Source organism: Litoribacter ruber (assembly GCF_018500185.1).
Taxonomy (GTDB): Bacteria; Bacteroidota; Bacteroidia; order Cytophagales; family Cyclobacteriaceae; genus Litoribacter; species Litoribacter ruber.
This window is the reverse complement of record NZ_JAHBGI010000017.1, coordinates 1-23,481: the sequence shown is the minus strand read 5'-3', so window position 1 is coordinate 23,481 and position 23,481 is coordinate 1. Positions and strand designations below refer to the sequence as shown.

At 47.9% G+C, this 23,481-nt stretch carries 16 protein-coding genes; 12 read left to right on the top strand and 4 right to left on the bottom strand.

Annotated features, from left to right (window positions below; all coding sequences use genetic code 11):
* The first annotated feature begins 70 nt into the window (after nt 1–70).
* Together KIH41_RS16625 and KIH41_RS16620 are read left to right on the top strand one after the other, a co-directional pair.
* On the top strand, nt 71–991 hold the full coding sequence (locus KIH41_RS16625) for an NAD-dependent epimerase/dehydratase family protein (protein ID WP_214163120.1): 921 nt from the start codon (nt 71–73) through the stop codon (nt 989–991).
* Complete coding sequence (locus KIH41_RS16620) at nt 988–1,947, top strand: MraY family glycosyltransferase (protein ID WP_317194968.1); 960 nt, start codon at nt 988–990, stop codon at nt 1,945–1,947. Before KIH41_RS16625 ends, KIH41_RS16620 begins: the two co-directional genes overlap by 4 nt.
* Before the next feature lie 312 nt (nt 1,948–2,259).
* On the opposite strand, the gene KIH41_RS16615 is transcribed toward KIH41_RS16620, so the two are convergent.
* The gene (locus tag KIH41_RS16615) at nt 2,260–2,637 is read right to left on the bottom strand and encodes a GxxExxY protein (RefSeq protein WP_214163118.1); all 378 of its coding nucleotides are present in this window, start codon (nt 2,635–2,637) and stop codon (nt 2,260–2,262) included.
* A gap of 332 nt (nt 2,638–2,969) precedes the next feature.
* Between KIH41_RS16615 and KIH41_RS16610 the strand changes: the two genes are divergently transcribed.
* The 5 genes from KIH41_RS16610 to KIH41_RS16590 all read left to right on the top strand — a co-directional run bounded on the left by KIH41_RS16610 (nt 2,970) and on the right by KIH41_RS16590 (nt 12,261).
* Nucleotides 2,970–4,973, top strand: coding sequence for a polysaccharide biosynthesis protein (locus KIH41_RS16610; protein WP_214163117.1), 2,004 nt, complete (start codon nt 2,970–2,972; stop codon nt 4,971–4,973).
* A gap of 331 nt (nt 4,974–5,304) precedes the next feature.
* Nucleotides 5,305–6,114: a polysaccharide biosynthesis/export family protein gene (locus KIH41_RS16605; protein ID WP_214163116.1), complete on the top strand. Its 810-nt coding sequence runs from the start codon at nt 5,305–5,307 to the stop codon at nt 6,112–6,114.
* 145 nt (nt 6,115–6,259) lie between these two features.
* Complete coding sequence (locus KIH41_RS16600) at nt 6,260–6,634, top strand: four helix bundle protein (RefSeq protein ID WP_214163115.1); 375 nt, start codon at nt 6,260–6,262, stop codon at nt 6,632–6,634.
* 185 nt (nt 6,635–6,819) lie between these two features.
* On the top strand, nt 6,820–9,228 hold the full coding sequence (locus KIH41_RS16595) for a GumC family protein (protein ID WP_214163114.1): 2,409 nt from the start codon (nt 6,820–6,822) through the stop codon (nt 9,226–9,228).
* A gap of 1,008 nt (nt 9,229–10,236) precedes the next feature.
* Entirely contained in the window at nt 10,237–12,261 is a 2,025-nt protein-coding gene (locus KIH41_RS16590) for a protein-disulfide reductase DsbD family protein (protein ID WP_214163113.1), read from the top strand.
* 1,158 nt (nt 12,262–13,419) lie between these two features.
* On the opposite strand, the gene KIH41_RS16585 is transcribed toward KIH41_RS16590, so the two are convergent.
* Nucleotides 13,420–15,177 (bottom strand): chloride channel protein, encoded by a 1,758-nt coding sequence (locus KIH41_RS16585; protein ID WP_214163112.1) that lies wholly within the window; start codon nt 15,175–15,177, stop codon nt 13,420–13,422.
* 833 nt (nt 15,178–16,010) lie between these two features.
* A complete protein-coding gene (gene mazG, locus KIH41_RS16580; RefSeq protein WP_214163111.1) occupies nt 16,011–16,814 on the bottom strand; it encodes a nucleoside triphosphate pyrophosphohydrolase in 804 nt (267 codons plus the stop codon).
* 72 nt (nt 16,815–16,886) lie between these two features.
* Here mazG and KIH41_RS16575 point away from each other — a divergent pair, with 72 nt between their 5' ends.
* From KIH41_RS16575 to KIH41_RS16560, 4 genes are all read left to right on the top strand, one after another.
* A complete protein-coding gene (locus KIH41_RS16575; protein ID WP_213946369.1) occupies nt 16,887–17,117 on the top strand; it encodes a hypothetical protein in 231 nt (76 codons plus the stop codon).
* A 70-nt stretch (nt 17,118–17,187) separates the two neighbouring features.
* Nucleotides 17,188–18,576: a phosphoglucosamine mutase gene (gene glmM / locus KIH41_RS16570; protein WP_213946368.1), complete on the top strand. Its 1,389-nt coding sequence runs from the start codon at nt 17,188–17,190 to the stop codon at nt 18,574–18,576.
* Nucleotides 18,577–18,667: 91 nt separating this feature from the next.
* A complete protein-coding gene (locus tag KIH41_RS16565) occupies nt 18,668–19,816 on the top strand; it encodes a cysteine desulfurase family protein (RefSeq protein ID WP_214163110.1) in 1,149 nt (382 codons plus the stop codon).
* Nucleotides 19,817–20,208: 392 nt separating this feature from the next.
* On the top strand, nt 20,209–20,433 hold the full coding sequence (locus KIH41_RS16560) for a hypothetical protein (protein ID WP_214163109.1): 225 nt from the start codon (nt 20,209–20,211) through the stop codon (nt 20,431–20,433).
* A 203-nt stretch (nt 20,434–20,636) separates the two neighbouring features.
* On the opposite strand, the gene KIH41_RS16555 is transcribed toward KIH41_RS16560, so the two are convergent.
* Complete coding sequence (locus tag KIH41_RS16555; protein ID WP_213946365.1) at nt 20,637–21,011, bottom strand: UDP-glucuronosyltransferase; 375 nt, start codon at nt 21,009–21,011, stop codon at nt 20,637–20,639.
* Between the two features lie 115 nt (nt 21,012–21,126).
* Between KIH41_RS16555 and KIH41_RS16550 the strand changes: the two genes are divergently transcribed.
* Nucleotides 21,127–23,397, top strand: a complete 2,271-nt coding sequence (locus KIH41_RS16550; RefSeq protein ID WP_246539199.1) for a TonB-dependent receptor — start codon at nt 21,127–21,129, stop codon at nt 23,395–23,397.
* Nucleotides 23,398–23,481: the final 84 nt, after the last annotated feature.

Sequence of the window (23,481 nt, the reverse complement as noted above, 5' to 3'; positions counted from 1 at the left end):
GGAAGTACTTCCTAGATAGCTCCGAAAAAATTATTTGTCTCAGAAAATGCTTAAAATTTTAAACCAGTCCATGAAAAAGGATAATTGCTTGATTACAGGTGCGAACGGGTTTTTTGGAAAAATTATTTCTAATTCTCTTGAAGTACAAAACTCTTATAATATTACAGGTCTAAGTAGAACTGAAACTTTAGGGGTAAAGGCGGACTTGGCAAAACCCTTTACTTTCCCAACCACTACGCAAGTAGACATACTCATTCATGCAGCAGGAAAAGCCCACGTAGTACCAAAAACTCCGAAGGAGGTTAAAGAATTTTTGGATATAAATTTAATGGGAACCCAGAATCTCTGTAACTCTCTTGAAAGTTTATCTGAGTTACCCAAATCAATGGTTTTCATCAGTACTGTAGCGGTTTACGGTGTAACTGATGGGGAGTTGATTCCAGAGTCTCATCCGCTAAATGGAGATAACCCTTATGCTGTATCAAAAATTTTGGCTGAGGAATGGTTAAAAGATTGGGCAAAAAAGAATAATGTTACTTTGGGTATCCTTAGAATGCCATTAATAGCAGGTCCTTCTGCCCCTGGAAATTTGGGTGCCATGATAAATGGCATTCAAAAGGGGAGGTATTTCGGAATAGGTGATTCTTCGGCGAGGAAAAGCGTTGTATGGGCGGCAGATGTCGCTGATATAATTCCTAAGCTTTCAGACATTGGTGGGGTTTATAACCTTACTGACAATTACCATCCTAGCTTCTATGAATTACAGGAGGTTATAGCAGAAGCATTGATGAAAAAATCACCCAAAAACCTACCATTACCCATTGCAAAAACTATTGCAAAAATAGGCGATTATTTGGGAAATAGAGCCCCAGTTAATACCTCTAAGCTTGATAAAATGCTTGCAACTTTAACTTTCGATGATTCTAAAGCTTTTACAGAATTAAACTGGAGGCCTTCTCGTGTCTTGGATAAGTTACCTACTGTATTATGATTTATCTTTTTCTTATCATTTTATTTTTCTTGTTCTCATACTTTTACTTAAATCTTGCGGAACGTTTAAATATAATTGACAAACCCAATGAAAGAAGCTCCCATAAAACCGTAACCCTTCGGGGTGGAGGGATCTTGTTTCCGCTGGCTATGTTGTGTTATGCTGTCATTTTCAGTCCCTCCTCATATTTTCTTGTAGGGGCTTTATTATTGATTGGGATGATCAGTTTTTGGGATGATGTACAGAACCTTCCAAACAGGGTGAGGTTGTTGGTTCATTTGCTTTCGGTTACTATGTTGCTCTATGCATTTGAAGCATTTCATATTTGGCCTGTTTGGTTGATCCCAATCGGCTATTTTTTCATCATCGGAACCATCAATGGCTATAATTTCATGGATGGGATAAATGGGATGACGGGGTTATATAGTCTGATAGGGCTTTGTTCTTTGTTATTTGTAAATGTTTATATAGAACCTTTTACTGACAATGCCTTTATCATCTGCCCTATCTTGGCAAGTATGGTTTTTCTCTTTTTTAACTTTAGGAAGAAGGCTAAATGTTTTGCAGGTGATGTGGGAAGTGTGAGTATGGGGTTTTGGATGATAGCATTGATCCTGATGGCCATTATCGAAACGGGTTCTATTAAGTATATACTTTTCTTGTCTGTCTATGGTGTTGATACTGCATTGACGGTGGGGCATAGGTTATTGCTCAAGCAAAATATCTTTGAAGCACACAGGCTTCACTTTTATCAGATTCTTGCAAATGATAAGAAGGTAAATCATTTGGTAGTGGCTTCTATTTATGGGGGATTGCAGTTGGGGATTAATTGGTTTTTGATTTCTGTGGAGATGGGAATTGTTCCTTTGGTAGGGTTGAGTACGCTACCGTTGGTAGTGGTATATGTGGGGTTGAAACCGAAGCTGATGAAGAAGGAAAAAAAGGTTTATGCGTAAAGGTTTCAAGCTAAAAGGTTTCACGCAAAGCAATATAAGAATCGCAGAGAACGCAAAGGCTCCTTCGCGGTAGAATAAAACCTCAGCGCCACTTACGTGAAATCTGCACGGTTTTTCACGCAAAGCAATATGAGGACCGCAGAGGACGCAAAGAAAAATTTTTTTCTGCGGACTTTGCGCAACCTTTGCGGTCTTTGCGTGAAATCTCCAAGTCTTTCACGCAAAGCAATATAAGGATCGCAGAGTACGCAAAGAAAAAAAATCACTTTGCGCTCTTTGCGCAACCTTAGCGTCCTTTGCGTGAAACCTCACTTATAGCTGATTAACCACTCTATGGATCCCCTCTTTCATCAACTTCGTATTGAAGTTCATTAAGAGCCCCAATTTTATTTGAGATAGCCGGAGATATGTAAGCAACTGGGCATAATGTACGGGAGCTAAATTCTCAATGGACTTTACTTCTATAATTATTTTATTTTCAACCAATAAGTCCATTCTATACCCACACTCGAGCTTTATTTCCTTGTAAATGAAGGGCATGGGTACTTGTTGTCTCACTTCATAACCTGCTTTTATTAACTCATAAGCCAATGCATTTTCATAGGCAGATTCCAGTAATCCTGGTCCGACATTCCGATGAATATCCACAGCTAGGCCTATGATTTTGTAGGATAGATCATTTTCTGTCATAAAAAATATTATTAAAAGGTGTGAAAAAATCATACCTAAAATACGATAAAAGTTCAGGCAAAACAAAAGTTTCACGCAAAGCAAAGTTTCACGCAAAGCAATATAAGAACCGCGAAGGACGCTAAGACCTCTGCGCGGCAGCAAAAAAACTCTGCGCTCTTTGCGAAACCTTAGCGGCCTTTGCGTGAAACAAAAGGATTTCACGCAAAGCAATATAAGGACCGCAGAGGACGCGAAGAAAAAAATCTCTGTGGTCTTTGCGAAACCTTAGCGCTCTTTGCGTGAAACAAATCCGCTCCCTCTTTTTTTTCTTCTTTCCTAAATTCTTATTTATGAAATTTTCCCTTATTAAATCGAATCTTTTTGATTTTGTGCAGAAGTGCAGTATTAAGTTTCAGTTTGCCCGGGTGGGATATCTGCCTAGGTGGATTGTGGTATTGTTGGATGGGTTTCTTTTGCTGACGGCTATGTTTGTCACCAGTCTAACCCTAGATTCAATAGGCATTGACCTGTTCCCGGAGGTAAAACGGTTTTATTATGTGGGGATAGTGTTGACTGTCAATTTATGGTTTTTTCTGGTGTTTAAGACTTACACGGGGGTAATCAGACACTCCTCCTTTAAAGATATTATTAAGCTAGGATTTTCCTCCACAGGTACGATCATCTGTCTGGCAATCCTCCATTTTATTTATTTCCAGTTTACCGGCAGGAAACTGCTTTTAATGCCGGCAATAGTTCTTTATACCGGCCTATCCTTTACTTTTCTCCTTATTTTCAGAGTTGCGGTTAAGCAGTTTTATGCCAGTTATAAACAGAACCAGGGGAAAAACAAAAAGCGGGTGGTGATCTGGGGTGTCGATGAGCAGGCCATATCCTTAGCTAGAGCCATTACCTCACAAAGCAGCATACCATTTCATTTGGAAGGATTTCTATCTGATAAAAAATCGAATACTCATATTGAATTGGAGGGTAAGCCAACCTATACTATACAAGGATCTTTATCATCAACTTTATCGGGGCTAATGGTTGATGGGCTTTTGATAACGGGGCAGGAACTTAGCGTGGCTGCTAAAAATGAAATCGTAAATGAATGCCTAAAGGCTAAAGTACAGGTTTATAATGCTCCGCTGGTAGAAGAATGGAGACCTGATAAGGAAGTGGTGCAACACATCAAAGCCGTAGAAATCGAGGATCTTTTGGAGAGGGAACCTATTCATCTGGATAATGATGATATAAGTAAAGACCTGTATGGAAAAAAGGTATTAGTCACGGGAGCGGCGGGTTCCATAGGTAGCGAACTTGTCCGTCAGATTGCTGGATATAATCCTAGTCTATTGGTATTGGTAGATCAGGCAGAGTCTCCACTTCATGAGTTGGAGGTTGAACTGAATAAATCATTTCCTGAGCTAAACTTCAAAAGTGTACTGACCAGTATCAGCAGCCATAGCAGGATGGAGGCCTTATTTAATGAATATGGTTTTGCAGTTGTTTATCATGCGGCAGCCTATAAGCATGTGCCTATGATAGAAAAGAATCCTAGAGAGGCTGTGGCTGTGAATGTGCGTGGAACGATTAATTTGGCCCAGCTTTCCAGTATTTTTGGGGTCAAGAAGTTTGTGATGGTGTCCACTGATAAAGCAGTAAATCCAACCAACGTGATGGGTGCGTCCAAACGTGCTGCCGAGATGTATGTGCAATCACTTCAACAGGTAGGCAGCAATGAAACCCAGTTTATCACTACTCGCTTTGGGAATGTGCTAGGCTCAAACGGGTCGGTGATACCCCACTTCAGAAAACAGATAGCCCAGGGAGGTCCCGTGTCCGTGACCCACCCTGATATCATCCGATACTTTATGACCATCCCGGAAGCCTGCCAACTGGTATTACAAGCAGGTACTATGGGCAATGGCGGTGAAATATTTGTCTTTGACATGGGAGAACCGGTGAAGATCCTGGACCTTGCCAAAAGGATGATCAAGCTTTCCGGTTTGAGGCCGTACGACGATATTGATATTGAGTTTGTGGGCTTGCGTCCAGGTGAAAAACTCTATGAAGAGTTGCTTAACAACAGCAGCACCACTCTTCCAACCCACAATGAGAAGATCATGATTGCCAAGGACGAGCCTGTTTCGTTCCGTGAAGTCAAATACAAAACCGATCAGTTGATTGATGGTGTATTGAATGGAATAGGAAACATGGAGCTTGTTAGGTTATTGAAAAACTTGGTCCCGGAATTTAAGAGTAAAAACTCGGAGTTTGAGGCGTTGGATGGGGCGGTGAGCGCTGAGCACTGGGCGCGGAGCACTGAGCACGGCGCACGGAGCACTGGGCGGTGAGTGCTGAGCACGGAGCACTGAGCACTGAGCGAGGGTTGTTTATATGGATTCACCGCTTGGCATCTTCCACCGAACCTCTCAGTGTTCAGCGTTTAGACCTCAGTGCTTCGCTAGAAACTAACCGAATTACCGATTGAGGTACTCTGCTGGGACGATAGGAGGATGACGTTAAGACCCCAGCAATTGACCTTAACGCCAATACCGCTCAGTGCACAGCGCACAGTGCTCAGCGCTCCCCCTGTATCCATCGAATAACATAGAAAAAACGAAAATAAATAACTAAGTTTGCCCCGCTAAGGCATCCCCTGGGGCTGATTTATAGAATTTTACAATGAAATTATTAAAGAATATCCTTTTAGTTATCCTGATGGCCGCGGCGGCGGCGTGTGTGCAGAACAAAAAACTCATTTATCTTCAGAATTTTGACCAGGATCCGGAATTGGCGGATGGGGCATTGATCAGCTATGAGATGCCGGATTATAGGCTGCAATACAACGACATCATTGATGTGAAGGTGCAGACCAGGGATGAGCAGGTGAATAAGGAGTTTGCAGGAACTACTCAGGCTTCCAATCCGATGATGGCGGGCCAATTAGCTCAAGGTGGGGGAGATATATACTATATGACTGGTTACTCAGTTAATAAAGCAGGTGAAATACGTTTGCCTATCCTGGGTTCTATAAATGTGCAGGATAAGACTTTAGAGGAAGTGAGGCTGTTGGTTGAGGAAGAACTGAAAAGTTATGCCAAGAACGATGTATTTGTGAAGGTGAAGTTGGGTGGGATACGATATTCTGCTTTGGGAGAGTTTAGGAGACCGGGGAAGTTTGTGGTCCTGCAGGACAGGATGACCATCCTGGAGGCGATCGCCAATGCAGGTGACCTGACCACGGTGGCCCAGCGGGATGAGGTGGTACTTATCAGGCAGTATCCGGATGGCACCCGCGTGCATAGGCTTAACCTTAATGACAGGAACCTGATCCGCTCGCCGTTTTATTTCATACAGCCGAATGACCAGATCTATGTGGAGCCGATGAAGGTGAGGGAGTTTGGAACTGGGGAGAACGCGGCGCAGTCGTTGTCGATATTTATTACGTCGCTGACGGCGGTAGCGTTAGTGTTGAATTTGATTACGAATTGAGCACTGGGTGCGGAGCGCTGAGCACGGAGCACGGAGCGCTGAGCACGGGGCGCTGAGCACGGGGCGCGGAGCACGGGGCGCTTCATCTCGCACAGTGCACAGGGCCCAGAGCTCAGTGCTTCACCAGTACTCCCACTAAATAAACATGGAGAAGTTCAAGAGTTATAAAGATTTAAACGTTTATCAAAAGGCCTTTGAGGCTGCGATGCGGATTTTTGAGCTAAGTAAGTTTTTTCCAAAGGAGGAGACCTACTCTTTAACAGATCAGATAAGAAGATCCTCCAGGTCAGTGTGTGCCAATGTTGCTGAGGGCTTTAGAAGGAGAAAGTATATTCAGTCTTTCTGCAACTGCATAAGCATTTCGGAAGGGGAAGCCTCCGAAACTCAGAATTGGCTAGATTTCGCTTTTAGGTGCGGTTATATATCGGATGAGGTATATGAAGAGCTTATGAATGAATATGAGCATATTATTGGTATGCTGGTGAATATGCAGAAATATTCGGATAAGTGGAAGATTTGAGCGGGGCGGTGAGCGCTGGGCGGTGAGCGCTGGGCGGTGAGCGCTGAGCGCTGAGCACGGGGCGCTGGGCACTGAGCGGTGAGCACAGTGCTCTACTCTTAGTACAACCAACATACAAAAAAAAAATAATACGTTGCGTTCGTTGCGATCTTCGCTGCGGTCGTGGCGAGAAATCTTACTAGTATATGCAACAAGGTAATTACCCCAATCCACCGTATCAGGTGATGGAAGAGGAGGATACGATCGATGTGAAGAAATTGCTCTTCAAGTATTTGAGGTTTTGGCCGTGGATCGTGGCCTCGGCGGGGCTGGGGGTGATCCTGGCGGTGTTCTTCACCCGGATCGCCACCCCTATCTATAAGGTGGAAGGAACCGTGCTCATTCAAGATGGCAGCCCTTCGCTGGGCGCTGATCTGTTTGACGGGGCTGGGGGGATGTTTGGCGGAAAGAACAACATCGAAAACGAAGTCGGGATCCTCAAATCCTACACCCTTGCCGAGGAAGCGGTGAGGAAGATGAACCTCAATGTTTCCTACTTCAAAGACGGGATCTTCTCCAAACCACAGCTTTATGGCAATGTGCCCATTCATGCCCAGCTGGACTGGAAGCATCCGCAGATTACCGGGGGACTTTGGAAGATCAAGGTGCTGAACACGGAAGAGTATGAATTGAGTATTGAGGAGGATAATTTCTCTGTTTTCAATCCTGCAGATCCTTTCTACAAGACCAAACTTGAAAATGTACAGGTTCAGGAAGGTCGGTATAAGTTTGGGGAGACCATAGAAGGGGATCATTTTAAGTTTTCCTTGGAGAACACTTCGGCTTTGGCGGAAGAGGTGCTGTTTGTGAAGTTTATGGATACGCCTACTTTGGCCCAGGGGTATAGGGAAAAAGTGCAGGTGGCTCCCACCAATAAGCAAGCCTCCCTATTGAACATCACCCTGGAAACTCCGGTAAGGAGATTGGGTGAGGACTACCTCAACCACCTGATGGAGGCCTATCTGGACCGTGAGTTAAAGATTAAGAACCAGGCCAGTGAGAATACGGTACGTTTTATAGACCGACAGCTGAGCGGGATCACCGACTCTTTGACGTTTTTTGAGGACAGGTTGCAGCAATATAGAAGTGATAACAAGATATTTAACCTGAGCCAGGAAGGTTCCATTGTGTTTGAGCGATTGGAAAATCTGGAAAAGGAGAAAAGCGAAGCTGAGCTTAGAACCAAATATTACACGACTTTAAGGGAATACTTGGGCAATGAGCAATTGGACGAGTTGGTAGCCCCTTCCGTGATCGGGATACAGGATCCTTTACTGAATGCCTTGGTTATCAATTTGGCTGAGTTGCAGTCGGAGCGTGTAAGGTTGAGCGCCAACTTCTCCGATCAGACCCCTGCAGTGGTGGAGATCAAGAGCAAGATTCAGAACACCCGAAATACTTTGCTGGAAAACGTGCGCAGTGCCCTGAACAATACCGAGAACCTTTTGGCAGAACTTAACCAAAAGGTGAAGATGGTGGAGCGGGACATCAATGCTTTGCCGGAGACGGAGCGAAACCTCCTGGGCATACAACGCCAGTTTTCCATCAATGAAAACATCTACGTGTACCTGCTTCAGAAGCGTGCTGAATCGGAGATCACCAAGGCCTCCAATATGCCAAACAACAGCATTCTGGATTTTGCCCGGGCGGGAACAGCCGCAGTAGCGCCTAAAAAATCTTTAAATTTATTAATAGGATTGATTTTGGGATTGATGTTGCCAATTGGCGTGATCACGGTGCGTGATTTCCTGAAGACCAAGATCGAAGATGCGGATCAGTTGCAGCATGACCTTAAGGTGCCCTTGCTTAGCCAGATTGGGAAATCCAAAGCTGCTGATAAGCGGGTGGTGTTTTCCAAGCCAAGATCCATGGTGACCGAGTCCTTCCGTAACCTGCGTGCGGATATGGCTTACCTGGTGCCCCATGACCAGGATACCTTGACCTTATCGTTTACCTCTACGATATCTGGGGAAGGGAAGACCTTTGTAGCCTATAATACGGCGGCGGTTTACTCCTTAATCGGCAAGAAAACCCTCATCATGGGTCTTGACCTTAGGAAGCCGAGGATTGCAGAAGATTTTGATATTAATTACAGTAAGGGAATCAGCAATGTATTGAGCAGCAATATGGACTGGAGAGAAGCGGTGGTAAGTTCGGGTTTCCCAGACTGCGACGTGTTGCTTGCGGGTCCCACCCCTCCAAACCCGGCCGAGTTGCTGATGACGGAGAAGTTTGCCAGGATGATGGAAGAGGTGAAGGAGGAGTATGACGTGATCATCATGGACTGTCCGCCGGTTGGTCTGGTGTCTGAGACCAAGGACCTGTTCAAGTATGCCGACATCAACCTGTTCGTCTTCCGCCAGAACTACTCCCACCAGGACGCGATCCAGTTTGTGAACGAACTCAAGGCCAAGGGCGACGTCAAGAATCTCTACGCCATCTTCAACGCCGTGGAGGGCAGTTCCGGGACCTATGGCTACGGTTACGGCTACGGCAGCAAATCCTATGGCTACCATGAGGAGGAGGAGAAGAAGAAGTGGTATTCGTTGAAGTAGGAAGGTTTTTTGGTACCAAGTACCAGGTACAAAGTACCTGGTAGATTTATATAGGTAGGAGCCCGCTGATGCGGGCTTTTGCTGTTTGTGGGTTGTCATGGTTGTCCGATGTCGGATGTCGGATGACCGATGTCGGATGTCGGATGTGGAGTCCGCGCCCAGCAGGAAGTAACTTACGGCAATTACCTGTGGCAGTGCGAAGTCGGAGACATTCGCACAACGGTACTTGCGTAGGTACGTTACGACATCCCCCCTGCCCCCTCCCGATTCGCCTCCCCCGGGAGGTAAACTCTGCTCTCGGGACTGACGCTTCTAAGGGGGAATTGACTTCGTGTTCGCCTCCCCCGGGAGGTAAACTCTACTCACCGGGGCTGGTTGTCCCTTCCGCTTCGCGGAATCAGTTGTCATGGTTGTCCTTGTTCTACTTAATGTCAGTCACGTTTACTTAATGAGAGTTTCTTTAACGGGAACATGTAGGTGAGTCTTTTCAATGCTGCGCCTTGAAAAGGATCTTCGGCAGGGGTTGAAGGTTGCTTACGTAGGTCGTAAGTTACTGCCGAACATGTTGTCGTTAAGCGGCTTTCGGTAGGTAACGTGGCTGGCCTGACTCGGAACTATGACAACCACGTTGTACTTACGGGGATGTCGGGTGTCGGATGACCGATGTCGGATGTCGGATGTCGGATGTCGGGTGTCGGATGTCGGGTGTCGGATGTCGGATGTCGGATGTCGGATGTAGGGTCCGCGCCCAGCAGGAGGTAACTTACGGCAATTACCTGTGGCAGTGCGAAGTCGGAGACATTCGCACAACGGTTCACGTCATTGCGAGCCCGATCACAACGGTACTTCCAGGGATCAGATCGGGAGAAGCAATCTATACTTGTAATAAGAGCTAAGTCCAGATTGCTTCAGTCGTTCTTCCTTCGCAATGACGGATGTTTTCGAAAGTGGAACTAATTTGCGTTATTTGCCCTTCAATATTGAGTTTAGCTAACATCCCCCAAAATAATGTTGAATTACTATAGGCTTTTTCTAAGTTTATCCCTATTACTGTGCGTTTCCTTCCATTCCGTAGCCCAGATGATCAGTCCGCCCACGTGGTCGGTGGAACTGGAGCAGGCCAACCCGACCGCAGGGGAGGAGACCAGGATTATCTTCAAGGCTGACATCCCCGAAAACTGGTACATCTATTCCAACGAATTTGAGGACTTTGGGCCCATACAGATCGAGTTGGGCCTGGAGGGTTCCAGCGGGATCGAGCGCATCGGCGAACTGAAGGCCGTAGACCCCAAAACCAAGTATGATGATGTTTGGGAAGGGGAAGTGAATTATTTTGATGGTAAGGGTGAATTCCGCCAGGCCATCAGGATTACGGACGAAAATGCTTCCATCAAAGGACTGCTGGAATATCAGATGTGTTCAGAGGTTACGGGGCAGTGTATATTGTTTGATGAGGAGTTTGAGATAAACCTGGGTGAAGGTGTTGCTGTGGTTGCTGAAAGTGCAGGAGACGCCGTGGATACCAAAGAGGCGGAGGATCTTCCTTCTAAGGCGCGGCCTTCCCATGTGGAAACAGGGGAGGGAAAGGGTAGCCTGATCACCTTTATGGTGGTGGCCTTTTTGGCCGGTTTGGCCGCTTTGCTGACGCCCTGTGTGTTTCCGATGATCCCCATGACGGTGACCTTTTTTACCGGCAGGTCCAAAAACAGATCACAGGGAATTCGGAATGCTTTTATCTACGGGTTTTCCATCATTGCCATTTATACCATTGCCGGTACCCTGGTGGCGGCCATTCAGGGTCCCGAGTTCGCCAACTGGCTTTCCACGCATTGGGTTCCCAATGTGTTTTTCTTTTTGGTATTCATCTTCTTCGGACTGGCCTTCTTGGGCATGTTCGAACTCACCCTGCCCAGCGGACTTGTCAATGCCGTGGATTCCAAGGCTGATAAGGGCGGCTTGACGGGCTTGTTTTTCATGGCCTTCACCTTGGTGTTGGTTTCCTTTTCCTGTACGGGTCCGATTGTGGGTTCCATCCTGATCGAGTCGGCCGGGGGACAGTTGGCCAAGCCGATTCTGGGCATGTTTGCCTTCTCGCTGGCCTTTGCGATACCTTTTACCCTATTTGCGATCTTCCCCGAATGGTTGAATACTTTGCCTAAGTCGGGTGGCTGGCTGAATTCGGTGAAGGTGGTATTGGGTTTCCTTGAGCTTGCCCTGGCATTTAAGTTCCTCAGCATCGCCGACCAGGTTTACCATTGGGGGCTTTTGGACAGGGACGTTTACATTGGCATCTGGATCGTGATTTTCTTTCTGTTGGGGATGTATTTGCTTGGCAAAATCCGGTTGCCGCACGATTCCCCGGTTGAGGTGATCAGCGTTCCCAGGCTGCTTTTGGCCATGGTGACCTTCATCTTTGTGGTGTATATGATCCCCGGACTGTGGGGAGCGCCGTTGAAAACGCTCAGCGGTTACCTGCCTCCTATGTCCACGCATGATTTCAACCTGATCAAGGTGATCCGTGAAGACGGTGGGGGATCGGGTAGGATGTCTACTTTGGACGATACGCCGAAGTTTTCCGAGTTCCTGCATTTGCCGCATGGCATTGAGGGCTATTTCGATTACGAGCAGGCGCTGGCTGCCGCCAAAAGGGCTGATAAACCCCTGTTTATCGATTTCACGGGCCATGGCTGTGTAAACTGTCGTGAGATGGAGGCCAAGGTGTGGGTGGAGTCGCCAGTGCTCAAGAGGCTGAAAGAGGATTTTGTGGTGGTGGCGCTTTATATTGATGAGCGCTATGAGCTGCCGGAGTCGGACTGGTACACGTCTGAGTATGACGGCAAGGTAAAGAAAACCATAGGCAAGCAAAATGCCGATTTCCAGATCACCCGATTCAACAACAATGCGCAGCCGTATTACGTGATTCTCGACCATGAGGAGGAGCTTCTCATTACGCCGAAGGGGTATGACAGCAATGTAGCGAGGTTTGTGCAGTTTTTGGACGAGGCGAAGGAGGAGTTTGAGAGGAGGAGGTAGGTGTGGGATGTCAGGATGTCGGATGTCGGATGTCCGATGTCGGATGTAGAGTCCGCGCCCAGCAGGAGGTTACGTTCGTAAGTAGTGACGTGCCCGCCTGCCTACGTTCGGCAGGGTTGTCCGTCCCGATCGGTGAAGTTTACCTCCCGCGGGAGGTAAACTTCACCGATCGGGACTGGTTGTCTCTTCCGCTTTGCGGAATCAGTTGTCATGGTTGTCATTGTTCTACATTTGGTCAGTCACGTTTACTTAATGAGTGTTCCTTTAACGGGAACATGCACGTGAGTCTTTTCAAGGCGTAGCCTTGAAAAGGATCTTTGGCAGGGGATGAAAGTTGCTTACGTAGGTCCGTCCAGAGGCGAAGCCGAGAGACGATGACCGTAAATCTACCCAAAGTCCCTGCCGCAACGCAACTGTTGTCGTTAAGCGGCTCTCATCCCGCCCGTGGCTGTAATTATGTAGAACAATGACAACTTAGCCAGGGAGGCGGAGCCGACCAATGGCGGGACAACAGCCCCGGGGAGCCGAAGGCGACCCACGGGGCGGACAACAATGACAACCACGTCGCTAGTTACGGATCTTTGATTACGTTACGACATCCCCCCTGCCCCTCCCGAACCGCTCCGCTTATCGGGACAGGCTTTCAAAGGGGGAGTTGAGTACGTCCCCCTGCCCAATTCGTCCACGATAGTTATCGGGACTGCTCGGGGCTGTCGCTTCTAAGGGGGAGTTGCTATAATATCACTTAACCCATAATAAATTTACTCCCATTAATGGGTGTTATATCATAATTCCAATAAAAAATGCAACGGGGGCGGGACTGGTAAAAAATGACCAAATTTTATTTTTAAAACTAGGGAAAATGGGGGTTTTGGGCAAGTGGTTTTCACCTGCTTGGAGGCACTGGGAATTATACAAAAAACGTTTAAATCAACAGCTTACGCGTTCCTGAATTTTGCAAGCATTATTTTTCCACATTTATCAACACTTATCCACACACCCTCTTTAGTGATGTGTAAATTAATGTGAATCAATGGTTTAAGGGTGTTTCCTTCAAATGAGATTTTGTGGATAAACTGAAGCCTGAGGGATATGAGATGTATTGGCTGTGCAAAAGGAAGGTGGATAAGTGGGCAATCAGAATAAAATTTTATGGGCTTAATCTTGGTTTTGTCTAATTAATCTTTTCCTGTAGGCATTGAAGATACGGGACTTGGAGATAAAACCCAGATACCTTCCATTATCTACCACTGGCAGGTTCCAAGCACCAGTCCTCTCAAAACGGTTCATTGCCTCCTGCATGCTTTCATTTGGACCGATATGGTCGGGCGGGCTGTGCATGAGTTGGCGGATTGCCAGGTCCTGTTTTTCACTATCAAACATGATCTCCCGAATGTCATCCAAAGTGACAATCCCACTCAAATTTCCATCCTCATCCACAACGGGAAAGATGTTCCTTTTTGAAAGCTTGACCAGATTACAAAGGTCTGCCAAGGTAGAGTCCGGATGAATAGGCAAAAGATCCCTCTCCATTATCCTCCTGATGTCTATCAAACCCAACACTTCCTCATCCTTAGTCTCCGGCAAATGCCTGCCTTGATCATGCAACTGCTTGATGTAGATGGAATATTTGTCAAAATAGGTGGTGGTCAGGAAGGATATCGCGGAAACCAGCATCAGGGGAACAAACAGTTCGTAGCCCCCCGTAATTTCCGCAATGAGGAATATGGCCGAAAGCGGCGCGTGTTGTACCCCACTCATCACCCCGCACATGGCAACCAAAGTGAAATGGGCCACGGGAAGGGGAATGTGTCCCAATAGGTTGTTGCTGTAGGCAAAAAGAAATCCGGTGATGCCACCCACAAATAGGGAAGGGGCGAAGATTCCCCCGCTGCCCCCGCTGCTGATGGTGAGGGCGGCGGCAACGGGTTTGAGTACTATAATCATCACCAAAAAGGCCAGGATGAAATAGGGGTTGTTGATCTCGGAGAAGAAGGGGCTGCTGTTGAGGAGCTGCTGGGGATCGCCTTCGATAAGGGTGTTGAGCACCCCGTAGCCTTCCCCGTAAATGGGCGGGAAGAAGAAGATGATGAAGCCCAAGAGCGCTCCCCCGTAAAGGACTTTCATCCAGGGATCCTCGAATTTGCCGATGAGGTTTTCCACTTTCAGCACCGAGCGGCTGAAATACAGGGATACCACCCCGGTGAGTATGCCCAGGATCAGGTAATAGGGGGTGTGGCCTGCGGCAAATTTCTCCGTAATGTTAAAGGAGAAGAGGGCGTCTTCCCCCAGGAGCACCATGGAGGTGAGTGAACCCGTGACGGAGGCGATCAGCAGGGGGATGAAACTTCCCACGCTGATTTCGACCAGGATAACCTCGATGGCAAAGATCACCCCGCCAATGGGTGCGCCGAAGATGGCCGAAATGGCCCCCGCGGCACCGCAGCCGATTAGCAGAGTACGTTTTTTGGCCGTGAGGTGCATCCACTGGCCGGCATTGGAACCGATAGCCGATCCCGTCACTACGATGGGTGCTTCCAGTCCGACCGAGCCCCCGAAACCTACCGTGATGGCCGAGGAGATGACCCGGCTGAAGGTTTTGATGCGGGGGATAATGCTGTTGTTTTTGGAAATGGCATACAGCAGATCGGGAATCCCGTGTCCGCCGTGGTCCTTGAGCAGGTATTTGGCTACCAGGAAGGTCAGGGTAATACCGATGACGGGGTAGAGGATGTAATAGAAGTTTGCGTCCTGCACATCGAAGCCTTGTGTGAGGAAGTCCTGTATAGTATGCACCAGTGTCTTGAGGATCACCGCCGCCAATCCCGCCAACACCCCAATGATCCCACTGAGGATGAGGACAAAGTTTTTGGTGCTGAGGTTTTTGAGCCTCCAGATGAGGAATTGGTTTAGCATGGTTTTGTTGTACTAGGTACTATGTACTAGGTACTAAGTTTTGTTTTCGTTTTTGTTTTCGCGCCCAGCAGGATGCTACTTACGTGTTTTGTGTACGTGGTTGACCGCCCGAATGCGCTGCGCTGTATGGGCTGTTGTCCCGGCCGGCTGCGCCGACCTAGGTTGTCGGGGGTTGTCATTGTTCTATTCTCGCGCCCAGCAGGAGATTGTCTCCGTGCTTTTTTACCGAGGGTCCTTTCAAAGGCTTTGCCTTTGAAAGGTAGCCGAAAGCCCCAGCATCAATTGCTTAATTGAAAAGGACCGAGCGGAGCCGAGGGCCTTTCCTTACTGCTACCTCGATCTCGGTGGCCGAGGCCAGTTGTAAGCCGCTTAACGGGAACATATACGTGAATCTTTTCAAGGCGAAGCCTTGAAAAGAACCTTCGTGTCTAACTAAAGTAGCTTACGTAGGTCCGTCCCGAGGCGGAGCCGAGAGACGATGGCCGTAAACCTACCCGTTGTTCCAACCGCAACTGTTGTCGTTACGTGACTTTCATCCCGCCCGTGGCTGTAAATATGTAGAACCATGACAACTATGACAACAGTCCCGGAGAGCCGGAGGCGACCCACGGGGCGGACAACAATGACAACCACGTTGCTAAATACGTTAGTCAACCTTCCAGGTCTGATCAATGTCACGAGACCTGGAAGGTTTTTGCCTTCGTTCATTTCGTACTTCTAATTTCGTACTTACAACGTTGCCACATCCCCCTGCCCCCTTCAAAGGGGGAATTGACTTCGTGAGTCCCGATTAGCGGAGCGGTTCGGGAGGGCGGAGGGGGAAAAACCGAGATTTACTCCCCCTCCTTTGCTTTGTTCCAGTACACATCCATCTCTGCGAGGGTCATGTCGGTGATGGATTTGCCGTCTTGTTTGGCGGCTTGCTCGAGGTATTGGAAACGCTTGATGAACTTCAGATTGGTGCGCTCTAAGGCTTCTTCGGGGTTGATGTCGATGAAGCGGGCGTAGTTGATCAGGGAGAAAAGCAGGTCGCCGAATTCTGCGGTGGCTTTTTCCTTGTTGATCTCCTCGGTGGAGGCGGCGTTGAATTCGGTTTTGAATTCCTGCATTTCCTCTTCCACCTTTTCCCAGACCTGCTCTTTTTCTTCCCAGTCAAAACCCACGCCGCGGGCTTTTTCCTGGATGCGCATGGCTTTGATCAGGGCAGGCAAACTCCTCGGTACGCCGCCCAGTACGCTTTTGTTTCCTTTTTCCTTGAGCTTGATTTTCTCCCAGTTGGCCTTCACGGCATCCTCATCCTTGGCTTCGGTGTCGCCGTAGATGTGGGGGTGGCGGCGGATCAGCTTCTCGTTGAGGGAGGTGATCACGTTGCCAATGTCGAAGGACTCCTTTTCGGCGCCTATTTTGGCATAAAATACAATGTGCAGCAGGATGTCCCCGAGTTCCTTTTTGATCTCCTGGAGGTCGTTGTCCAGGATGGCGTCGCTGAGCTCAAAAGTTTCCTCTATAGTAAGGTGCCTGAGGCTCTCCAAGGTCTGTTTCCGGTCCCAAGGGCACTGCTCCCTGAGCTCCTCCATGATGGTCAGGAGTTTATCAAAGGCTTCGAGTTGTGCTTTTCGGTTGGATAGTTGTGACATAATGGGGGGAAACTATTAGGATCGTGTGGACGTTTTGAAAGTATTCCGTAAATTTGTGCAAATTAATTTGATATGGCAACTCTGTATTTGACTTTAGGTTTCTTGGCATTGTTTTTCCTGATGATGTCCGTAAGGCTGATTTTCCTGAAAAACGGGCAGTTTAAGGGGACCTGTGCATCCCAAAATCCTTACTTGAACAAAACCGGCGAAGCGTGCGGTTTGTGTGGCAAGAAAATGGAGGAGGGAGAAAACTGCGGCAACCCCGACAACGAGGTGGACAAGGTCTTGGCCAAATTCAAATAAGATTGCCAATCCCTGGTGGCTCCAAAGTCCAGGGACTTTTTTTGATCTTACACATATAAACTATTTCTAAGTGGCATTAATAAAATCGATTTCCGGTATAAGAGGGACGATCGGGGGCAAAGTGGGCGAAGGCCTGACTCCGGTGGATGTAGTGAAATTTACCGCGGCCTATGGGGCCTGGGTGCTGGAAAAAACCAATAATCCCACCATTGTCATCGGCAGGGACGCCAGGATTTCCGGCGAAATGGTCAGCAAACTGGTTACGGCCACCTTGCAGGGATTGGGCATCGATGTGATAGACCTTGGTCTGAGCACCACCCCAACTGTGGAGTTGGCTGTACCTTTGGAAAAAGCCGGCGGGGGGATCATCCTTACGGCCAGCCATAATCCGGTACAGTGGAATGCGCTCAAGCTTTTGAATGACAAGGGTGAGTTTATCAATGACGAGGAAGGCAAGACCGTTTTGGAAAAAGCCGAAAATGATGACTTTACCTTCGCTGAGGTGAGAAAACTAGGCGACTATACTTATATAGAAGATTACCTGGACAGGCATGTGCAGCATGTGCTTGACCTTAAATTAGTAGACCGCGAGGCCATTGCCGCCAAAAACTTCAAGGTGGTGATCGACTGTGTAAACTCCACAGGTGGACTTGCCCTTCCCAAATTGCTAAGAGCGCTGGGCGTGGAGGTGATCGAGGAGCTGTACTGTGAGCCTAACGGTGATTTCCCGCACAACCCTGAACCGCTTCCTGAGCACTTGAGGGATATTTCCAATAAATTGAAAAACGGGCAGTTTGACTTGGGTATCGTGGTGGATCCGGATGTGGACCGACTTGCTTTCCTAAGCGAGGATGGGGTTCCATTTGGTGAAGAGTATACTTTGGTTGCCGTGGCTGACTACGTGCTATCCAACACTCCTGGCAATACCGTTTCCAATCTGAGTTCTACCCGCGCCCTTCGTGATGTAACTGAAAAGCACAATGGAGAATACCATGCTGCGGCCGTAGGTGAGGTAAATGTGGTGAACAAGATGAAGGAAACCAATGCCGTGATTGGCGGTGAGGGTAACGGTGGCGTGATCTATCCAGAATCCCACTATGGCCGTGATGCTTTGGTTGGAATCGGTTTGTTCCTGACACATCTGGCCAAGTTTGGCAAGCCCATGACCCGCTTGAGAGCCAGCTATCCCAATTACCACATTTCCAAAAACAAGATCGAATTAACCAATGAAATCAATGTGGATGAGGTGTTGGAGGAGATCAAGACCAAATACCAAAAGCAGCCGATCAACACCATTGATGGGGTGAAGGTGGAGTTTGAAAAGGAGTGGGTTCACTTGAGAAAATCAAACACCGAGCCGATCATCAGGATCTACGCCGAGTCTGAAACCCAGTCTACCGCTGAGCACCTGGCCCATAAGATTATGTATGATATTAAGGAGGTGATAACTTCTAAATAATTTAGAAATTATGAATGGGGAATTAATAATTGGGATGGAAATATCATTCTTAATTCTCAATTCATAATTTTTTTAATTCAAAATTTATAAGATGCGAGTATATTTAGACAATGCGGCGACTACCGCGATGGATGAGAGAGTAATTGAGGCTATGCTGCCTTTTATGAGGGAGCATTATGGCAATCCTTCTTCGGTGCATTCGCACGGGAGAGAGGTGAGAACGGCCATTGAAAGATCCAGAAAGAAGGTCGCCGAATTGTTGAATGCTACTCCTGCAGAGATTTTTTTCACCTCCGGTGGAACGGAGGCGGATAATACCGCTTTGGTGTGTGCCCTGCAAACGCATGGCATCAAGCACGCCATCACCTCCCCAGTCGAGCATCACGCTGTATTGGCCACTTTGCAGAACTGCGCCAAAAAGAACCTGGCCGAGTTGAGTCTTTTGAACGTGAGCGGGAAAGGTGAGCTTGACCTGGATCAGCTAAAGGAGCTTCTCGAAAAGCAGCCCAATTCCCTCGTTTCCATCATGCATGCCAACAACGAGATTGGCAATCTTAATGATATTGAAAGAATAGGCGCCTTGGCCAAGGAGTACGGGGCATTTTTCCACTCTGACACGGTGCAGACCATGGGGCACTATATCCATGATGTCAAAAAGATGGATATCGATTCTTTGGTGGGTTCGGCCCACAAATTCCATGGACCTAAGGGCTCAGGGTTTGCCTTTGTGAGAAAAGACAAGAAGATTTCCCCTTTCATCTATGGCGGTGGACAGGAAAGAAACATGCGTGGGGGTACGGAAAATGTGTGCGGCATTGTAGGTATCGCCAAGGCTTTGGAGTTGGCCTATGAAGATATGTCGGGCCACCAAAAGCACATCGAAACCCTCAAATCCCGCATGATCGATCAGCTAAAAGAGGCGATTCCTGGTGTGGAGTTCAATGGACTGTCGGCTAATATGGACAAAAGTCTTTACACTGTTTTAAATGTAAGTTTGCCACCTTCGGAGGAAAACAGCGGCATGTTGCTTTTCAACCTTGATTTAAATGGCATCTCCGCTTCGGGCGGGAGTGCCTGTAGCAGCGGTGCGACAGTAGGTTCCCATGTGCTTAGAGCGTTGAATGCGACTCCGGGCAGGGATTCGGTTAGGTTCTCGTTTAGCAGGTATAATACCGTGGAGGAGATTGATTATACAGTAGGGAAGTTGAAGGAGATGTATTCGCAAGTGATTAGTGCCTAGTGCGTGGTACCAAGTACCCGGGCGGTTAGGGCGTGCGTCATTGCGAAGGAGGCACGACTGAAGCAATCTGGCCCGCACAAAACCTTCCAGGGTTCGTTCTGCCCCCCCCCGTCCCTCCCGATTCGCCTCCCCCGGGAGGTAAACTCAGCTCTCGGGACATACTGTAAAGGGGGGCTATACTTTCAGTAGTATTTACGGACCCTTACTTAGGGCGACTTCTTTTTAACATTCCCGATACGCACACGATTGTCCCGATGGCTATCGGGAGGGCTCCTCGGGATCTTTCCTTCTTCAGTCTCCGGTATTCCGTTTCAATAATTTAACATCCCCTTAATTTGTTCTTAGGAATTTTTTGAATAGCTTAGGGGATCTTTGTAGCCAAACCGCTAACGATGAACAGATTGATTCCCATATGGATAGATGGTGAGAAATTTATCCAGCTGTCCCAGTTGACCCTTGAACAGGCCGACAAGCTCCGCAAGCTTCTGCCGGCCGGGAGCATCAAAAAGTTATTTTTCCAAGGCATCGAACTTCCTGATTGCATCCTTTTCGAAACGTATGAATACTGGTTTAACCATTACTCCCCAGGTCCGGCGGAGTCGTTTAACGAGTTTTAGTAGGTACGTGGTTGTCCAGCCAAAATCCCCTCCCCCGGGAGGTATACTTCGCTCTTCGGGCTGTTGTCCCGGCCGGCTGCGCCGACCTGGGTTGTCATTGTAGTCATGGTTCTATCTATTTGCAGTCACGGGCGGAGATGAGAGCTGCTTAACTCCCGATACGCTCCGCTCTCGGGACAGGCGCAATGACGGGGGGGCGTAGACTACATCATGCCAAACGTCCGCCTTTTTTCCTCGAAATACTGGCCTAGCTGTGGATAGATGAGGCTTTGGGCTTCGGGGATGCCGGAGAGGGTGAGCTGGATGTTTCCCTCCTGAGAAGCAGTGGTGTTCTCCATTGTCTCAATTAGAAAAATGAATTCCTGGAGATTTAGGGGCTGCCTCGACTTTTTAGGGGTAACCTTAAAATCATTGCCGTAAAAATCCACTACTTCAAAAAATATTTCCCCGTCTAAAGGAGCCGCATAAATGCTGATCTCTTCTCCCCATTGACTCTCGGGATAGCTCAATTTGGCCAATAGGGCCGATGGGCCTGTTCCGTCAAAGTATGCTTCTGGTCTATATTCAAAATCAATCATTCCCAAAATTAGTCAATATTAGGATAAATACTGAATTAGGGTAATCTAATATTTTTTTAAGGATACCAAATAAATTATTTTTGTAATACCGTTAAAAAATATTCGATATACCTATATGAAGCGTTTTGTGTTTGCAGTCAGCTTTTTGATGATTTTTGCCAATGGGTTTGCCATGGATTTGGGGAGGCTTTCAGGAAGGGTGATCGATGGGGAAACTTCCTCTCCCTTGCCTGGGGTGACCGTTTATTTGCCGGAGTTAAACCGGGGGACGGTGACGGATGGCAAGGGGCATTTTGAGATTGAGGATATTCCTGCCAAAACCTTGACCCTGCAGCTTTCCTTTATGGGCTATGAAACCAAGATTTTGAAGGTTGACACCAAGGAGGTCAAATCATTTGACTTTTCACTAGTTCCATCGGCTACTACAATTGATGAGGTGGTGGTGTCGGGGGCACATATATTAAGTAGGGAGAAATCCCCGGTAGTTATTTCGAAGGTTGACCGGGCCGAGATCCTCAGGAACCCATCCCCGAGTTTGATGTCTACATTGGCTAGGACACCAGGGGTGAGCGAAGTGAGCATGGGGCCTGGGATCAGCAAGCCCGTGATCAGGGGGATGTCTTTTAGCAGGGTGCTTACCGTGTATCAAGGAGGGAGGTTTGAAAACCAACAATGGGGTGCCGACCATGGACTGGGTCTATCGGAAACAGGTATTGAAAGTGTGGAGTTGGTGAAGGGCCCCGCATCCCTGATCTACGGTTCGGGGGCTATGGCCGGAGTGGTCAACTTAATTGAGGAAAGAGATGCTGAGAGGGGCACTGTATCTGGAGATGTAAACCTTCGTGGCTACAGCAATTCTCTGGGTGGCAGGTTGGATGCAGGTGTAAGGGGGGCCAGCCAAAACGGGTTCGTTTGGTCCTTACGGGCTGCGGAGGAAAACCATGCGGATTATCTTGCCGGAAGTGGGGAAACCGTTGGCAACACCAGGTTCAATACGCGGAATGTGAAAGCCGGAGTCGGGTGGAGTGGCAAATGGGGGGATACGCGTGTGCGATATACCTATCTTAAGCAGAATCTTGGCATTCTGGAAGAGGATGAGCGGGAGGAGTTGGTCACTTTCCGAAATGACCGGGCCATGCAGCTTCCTTTTCAGGATGTGACCGACCATTTTTTGAGTTCAGAGACCAACCTGTATATAGGCCAAGACCGGCTGAAGCTGACCTTTGGCTATCACTTGAATTTCCGTGAGGAAATTGAAGATGGGTTTGATGAGGTGGACCTTGGGCTGAGGCAGCAGAACTTTATGTATGATGCCAAATACTTCAAGGGACTTGGTAAAGATTTGGAATTAATCGTGGGGGTACAGGGCTTTTACCTGCAAAATCAGAATTATGATCATGCCGAGGAGATCCTGATTCCTGATGCCACCAAAGATGACCGGTCCTTATATGCGCTTTTGAATTACGCCAGGGAAAAATGGGTGCTGCAGGGTGGGGCACGATATGACTATAGGAGAGTGATGGCTGATGCCCGGGACGAGAAATTTTTGGATTACGGGTTTGAGCTTCCGGGTTCGCCAAATAACAGGATAATTGAGCGCGATTTCGGTGGTATGACTGCCAGTGGAGGGGCTACTTTTATGCCTGATGAGCGCTGGAGGTTCCGTGCAAATTTGGCAAGCGGGTTTAGGGCCCCTGATCTGGCTGAACTGTTTTCCAATGGTCCCCATCCGGGAACATCCAGATTTGAATTGGGGAATTCCACTTTTGAACGGGAGCAGAACGTTCAGGCTGATTTGGGGATTAGATATAAATTATCGGAGCTGAGCATGGGGGCAGAGTTTTTCTACAACCATGTGGATAACTTCATCTTTTTTACCCCTACGGATGGGCGCCAAGGAGACCTCACCGTCTGGGAGTTTGAGCAGGATAACGCCCGCCTTTATGGAGGGGAGTTTTATCTAGACTATCATCCGACTGTCTTGAAAGGCCTCAGCATACAAAATAACTACAGCATGGTGATTGGGCAAAGAAGGTCGAGCGGGGAATACCTTCCTTACATTCCTGCTTTCCGATGGCAGCAGGAGCTTACTTATAATTCGAGTTTATCTGCGGGCCATTTTTCCCGGCCTTTTGCCTCTCTTCGGGGAAACTGGGTGATGAACCAAAACAGGGAGGCCCCTTTGGAGCAAAGCACACCTGGCTATTATTTATTGGGCTTAAGCTTGGGTAGCCAGGTGAATGCGTTTGGGCAGACTTTCGATCTTTACGTGAATGGTACTAATCTTCTTAACCTTCACTATTTGGATCATATGTCACTTTATAGGCCTTTTGGCATTCCGCAGATGGGGAGAAATGTGTCTGTGCATTTGAGGTTTAAGTTTTGATGAGGCTGCGCACTGCGCACTGGGCACTGCGCACTGGGCACTACGCCACCTGCAACTCGCTGAATGGGGATGGCGCTGAGCAGA